This window comes from Microbacterium sp. ZOR0019, assembly GCF_000800925.1.
In the GTDB taxonomy this organism is placed as follows: domain Bacteria; phylum Actinomycetota; class Actinomycetes; order Actinomycetales; family Microbacteriaceae; genus Microbacterium; species Microbacterium aurugineum.
Genome location: NZ_JRKC01000029.1, coordinates 1 through 5182 on the forward strand (window position 1 = coordinate 1; position 5182 = coordinate 5182).

At 68.2% G+C, this 5182-nt stretch carries 4 protein-coding genes; 2 read left to right on the plus strand and 2 right to left on the minus strand.

Going from position 1 to position 5182, the window contains the following annotated elements:
* Positions 1-1177: ALF repeat-containing protein (locus L978_RS07940; protein WP_047522116.1), on the minus strand; the 1177-nt coding region annotated here is incomplete at its 3' end.
* Between the two features lie 416 nt (positions 1178-1593).
* Here L978_RS07940 and L978_RS07945 point away from each other — a divergent pair.
* Together L978_RS07945 and L978_RS07950 are read left to right on the plus strand one after the other, a co-directional pair.
* A complete protein-coding gene (locus L978_RS07945) occupies positions 1594-2526 on the plus strand; it encodes a DMT family transporter (RefSeq protein ID WP_047522118.1) in 933 nt (310 codons plus the stop codon).
* A gap of 48 nt (positions 2527-2574) precedes the next feature.
* A complete protein-coding gene (locus L978_RS07950) occupies positions 2575-3276 on the plus strand; it encodes a Pr6Pr family membrane protein (RefSeq protein ID WP_047522120.1) in 702 nt (233 codons plus the stop codon).
* 66 nt (positions 3277-3342) lie between these two features.
* Here L978_RS07950 and L978_RS07955 read toward each other — a convergent pair whose 3' ends face one another.
* The gene (locus L978_RS07955; RefSeq protein WP_047522122.1) at positions 3343-4767 is read right to left on the minus strand and encodes an NAD(P)-binding domain-containing protein; all 1425 of its coding nucleotides are present in this window, start codon (positions 4765-4767) and stop codon (positions 3343-3345) included.
* Positions 4768-5182: the final 415 nt, after the last annotated feature.

Below are 5182 nucleotides of genomic sequence, written 5' to 3' on the forward strand. Positions count from 1 at the left end.
CCGCTGCGGCCATGCCGGCTTGGCCCGCAGCGTTCGCCGCCGCACCATCGGCACTCGCGGCCGCACGGTTCGCACGGGCAGCCGCGGAGGCTGCCGTCCCTGCCGCGCTCATCGAGGCGTTCATGGCCTGATGGGCTGCGGCTGCGGCCTGCACGGCGAGATCGGCCGCATCGGCCGCCTGTCGAGCCAACGCGGCCGCCCGCGTCGCCGCAGCACTGGCCTTCTCGGCGTTGCCCTGCGCGGCTGCGGCCTGCTGAGCGGCCCGTTGGGTGGCCTCCTTCGCAAGCTTGGCCGCGAGGACAGCCTGCGCGGAGGCGTTGTCGGCGTTGCGACGCTCTTCCTGGGCGACCAGGTTCGCGGCGATCACCTGGCTCGTCAGCTGAGCGATGGTCGCGGCTTCGGCGTCACGCGCACCGGCGACGAACTGCCCATAGCGCAAAAAGTCGGCGACGGCCTGCGTATCGTCCGACCCATCCGGCAACGTCGCATCCAGTGCGGCCTCCGCCGCCGCGACGACGCTCGGCGAACCCGTGGTGGCGAGCACATATGCCGCTGCCCGGTTGTCGATGATCTTGGCGTCGTACTGGCCGATCAGCAAGAACTGCGACACCGCGCTGGAGTCCTCCGAGTCCAACGCCTTGTTCGCCTCGCGCTGCACCGTCGGCGTTCCCGTGTCCGCCAGCACGAACGCCGCCGAGCGGTCGTCGACCTCCCAGGCGTCCTTCCATCCCTCCGTGACGAACGCTCGAAGCTGGTCGGGGTCGTTCGCTGTGAGCACGGACTCCGCCTGCTGGCGGACAGCACGTCCACCCGCAAGGCTCAGGCGCAGCGCGATGAGGCGATAGTCCTGGGCGATGGCCTCATGCTGCCCCGTGGTGATGAAATCCTCGATGCTCTGGCCGCCCTTGAGCAGCGCCTCCCGCGCGGCCGCCTGGACCGCGGGGCCCCCATCGGTGAACTGCGTGACCACTCCGGCCGCGTCCGTCGACGGGGTGAAAAGCCCTGCTGGCGCGGACACCTGCGTGCGCACAGCCGCGGCCGCAGTCGCTGCAGACGCTTCGAGCGGCTGGAAGAGCCCGACGGAGACGACGACCGTCATCAGCATGGCGGCGCAGGCGAACGGGAGTCGCCGCACCGGTGCGAAACGCAGGCGTCGACGGTGAGATCTGGTCTTCATCGCAGGACTCTTCTCCAGGGGGTCACGAGGTATCGAACCGCGTGGAGATCGCAGTCGTTCGGCGACGGATCCCTGGAACGAATTGCGGCGCGTGCGCGCACGAGCACGTCGGAATGCACGCAAACCACGACTTCGAAACAGGACCGTCACGCTTCGACCGTGGGCTTGCGGCGGTACTCGTTCGGGACTCTATCTGTCAGCTGTGAGTCCTGTCTGTCCCCCGAATGTCCGACTTGACGCTGGGCACTTCGTGTGGCGTGCGTGCCTTATGCGACATATGACTGCAGCGCGCGTCCGTGCGCGCAACGCGACGCGAGACGCAGGACGGGCGATAGCCCTCGGATCGTCCGAAATACGAGGGTGGATGTCGCTCCGGCGGCTCGTCCGGTGTCGGAAGCCCCTGCCAGGATCGAAGGATGTCACGAGCAGCATCCGGCGAGCCCGGTATCCGCATGAACGCCGAGGCGCCGAAGAGTCAGGGCGCGCTCGTGCTCGTCGCCGCGCTGGTCACGGTGGTGCTGTGGGCCTCGGCGTTCATCGGCATCCGTGGTGCGGGCCCTCACTACGACCCGGGCGCTCTGGCGCTGCTGCGGATGGCGGTCGGCACCGTGGTGCTGACGATCATCGCCGTGCGGCACGGGATCCGCATCCCCGCCCGTCGCCACTGGCTCCTCGTGGCGGTGTGGGGCATCGGCTGGTTCTGCGTCTACAACCTGGCCCTCAACAGCGCTGAGTTGACACTCGATGCGGGGACGGCCGCGATGGTGGTGAACCTCGCGCCGCTCATGGTCGTCGTCTTCAGCGGACTCTTCCTCCGCGAAGGCTTCCCGAAGCCCCTCATCATCGGCGCCCCGATCGCGTTCCTCGGGGTCGTGCTGATCGGCATGAACTCCTCCACCAGCGCCGGCCCTGACATCACCGGATTGTTGCTCGCCCTGCTCGCAGCCGTCATGTATGCCGGGTGCACGCTCGTGCAGAAGCGCCTGCTCACCTCCGGCGTCGATCCGACCACCCTGACCTGGCTCGGTGCGGGCGTCGGCACCGTCGCGCTACTGCCCTGGGTCGGCAGCCTCATCGACTCCCTGCAGACCGCACCGCTGGACGCGACGCTGTGGGTCGTCTACCTCGGGATCTTCCCCACGGCGATCGCCTTCACCACCTGGGCCTACGTCCTGCAGCGCAGCACCGCGGGACAGACCTCCGCCACCACCTACGTCGTGCCCGCGATCGCGATCCTGATGTCGTGGGCGATCCTCGGCGAGGTGCCGACGCCGCTGATGTTCCTCGGCGGAGCCCTCTGCCTGCTCGGCGTCCTCATCACACGACTGCGGTGGCGTCGCCGCACCTGATGCCGAGAACCGCCGGGGCGAGTGACTACAGTTACGACCGGAGGCGAAATGACGACCTGGTGGCCCTACGCGCGACTCGCGGCATCTGTTCTCGCGGTGGCTGCCATCGTCGCCCAACTGGTGCGGACGCTCGAGATCGCCATGCTCTCGGAGACCGAGTGGGGTTCTCACCTCCCCACGGTGATCGTGAACTTCTTCAGCTTCTTCACGATCCTCTCCAACGTCCTCGCAGCCGTCGCTCTCGTCGTCGGGGGCCTCTGGGGCATCCTCAACCGGAAGACCACGAGCCCCGAACCGCGCTGGCTCGCACTGATCCTGGTCTGCGCGAGCACCTATGCCATCGTCACAGGGATCGTCTACAACACACTGCTCCGCGGGATCGAGCTGCCACAGGGGGCGACGGTCCCCTGGTCCAACGAGGTGCTGCACGTGATCGTGCCGCTGATCATGCTCCTCGATCTGCTCTTCGCGCCACGACGCCGCGCGCTGGGCTGGAGCGCCGTGGGGGCCACCGCCGTCTTCCCCCTCGTGTGGGTCGCGTACACGATGATCCGCGCGAACCTGGTGATCTCGCCGGCGACCGGGCAGCCCTACTGGTACCCGTATCCCTTCCTGAACCCGCACACCGTCCCGGGCGGCTACCTCGGGGTCTCCGCCTACATCGTCGGCATCGCGATCGCGATCATCGCCGTGGCCGCCGTCGTCGTCTGGATCGGCAGGCGCCGCGGCACCACCCCGATCGGCTCCTGACCTGCCTCTGACGCCTCCGCCCCTCGCACCCGGAGGGGGCGGAGGGGCGGAGGCGTCAACAGAGACTCAGGTGGTGGCGAGCGCCTCACGATCGTCGTCGCGCGGCTGACCCTCGATGATCCGCGCCGTCTCAGTGGCATCCGGGTCCACGTCGAGGTAGCGCTCGAGCGAGTCGTCGAGCTCTTCCAGCCACGGCGTGTGATGCACGACCGCGAGGGTGCCGGTCATGACCGACTCGTACGTACGGTCGCGGTAGCCCATGATGTCGTCCTTCTTGTCGCGCTTCCACGCGAGGAAGATCTCGACCACCCGGTCGATGTCGAACTCCGGGTAGTCCGTGAGCTGCAGCAGATCGCGGATGTAGTCCGCCTGGAAGCGGATCTCCGCCGCGGCCGAATCGATCTGCCCGAAGCGCGTGCGCCACTCGGCGATCGATGCCGCCCGCTCCTGCTCGTCGGGCAGGGACAGACGACCGAGGATCAGGTCACGCACGTACCAGGCCTGCGCATCGAACATGTTGAACGTGAACCACTGGTCCTGCGCGCCGAGGTAGGCCAGGCGGGGATTGCCCTGCCAGAGCACTCCGCGGTACAGCCCGTCGGGGTACACGTTGTTCGGCGAGGAGAGGGCGAGGTCGTCCGGCAGGAACGGGTACTTGTGCAGGTAGCCCGTGCAGAGGATGACCGCGTCGACCTGCTTCGAGGTGCCGTCGGCGAAGAACGCGGTGCTGCCCTCGAAGCGTTCGAGGACCGGCCGCTCCTCGATGCCCTCGGGCCAGTCGTACCCCATCGGCGCGGAGCGGAAGCTCGCCGTCACCGAACGGGCCCCCATCTTGAACGCCTGGCTGCCGATGTCCTCCGCGGAGTAGCTCGCGCCGATCACCAGCACATCCTTGTCTTCGAAGGCCTCGGCGCCTCGGAAGTCATGGGCATGGCTGATGTACCCCGGGAACGTCTCGATACCGGGGAACTCCGGCACGTTCGGGACGGAGAAGTGTCCGCTCGCGACGATCACGCGGTCGAACTCCTCCACGGACGATTCGCCGGAGGGCAGGTGCTCGCTGGTGAGGGTGAAGACCTCGCGCTCGTCGTCGAACTCCACCCAGCGGACCACGGTCTGGAAGCGGATCAGGTCGCGCACGTCGGTCTTCTCCAGGCGACCGGCGATGTAGTCCCACAGCACCGGGCGCGGCGGGTAGGAGGAGATCGGGCGACCGAAGTGCTCGTCGAAGCTGTAGTCCGCGAACTCCAGCGCCTCCTTCGGGCCGTTCGACCACAGGTTGCGGTACATGCTCGAATGCACCGGCTCGCCGAACTCGTCCAGTCCGGTGCGCCAGGTGAAGTTCCACTGCCCGCCCCAGTCGGCCTGCTTCTCGAAGCAGACCAGCTCGGGGATGTCGGCTCCCGCACGGGCGGCGGACTCGAAGGCCCTCAGCTGCGCCATCCCCGAGGGTCCGGCTCCGATGATCGCTACTCGTTCTCTACTCGTCACGTATTGTCCTCATACTCTTCAGTCATGTATCGGCACGGCCGCTTCCGAGCGAGGAACAGTTCTGTCCCGGTGGGAGCGGAGAAGCTCGACCTGCCCGGAAAGCGGCTGCTCTTCGACGTTTGCAGTGTCGGTCACCGGCACCGGGGGTCGCGCCTGCCCGCCACCTGCAGGATCCTCGGACGGATGCATGACCTGGGCCCGGCGGGTCGTCATGCATCCGTCATCCGGTCATGCAGGTGGACACAGCGATTACGCTGGTGCGCGGGGGATGGCCGCGACGCGCGTCCCTGAACGAGGGAGCCTACAGATGACCGAGTCCTCCACGCCCGACCCGCGGACGATCGCCGCACCGCCGCCTCCGCCCGCCCCCGCGCAGGCCCCTGCACCGCCGGCACCGGCCCCGGCGTCTGCCACG

What these genes read in the sequence shown, in the direction of transcription:
- L978_RS07945 (WP_047522118.1), top strand. Translation starts at nt 1,594, where the DNA reads ATGTCACGAGCAGCATCCGGCGAGCCCGGTATCCGCATGAACGCCGAG.
- L978_RS07950 (WP_047522120.1), top strand. Translation starts at nt 2,575, where the DNA reads ATGACGACCTGGTGGCCCTACGCGCGACTCGCGGCATCTGTTCTCGCG.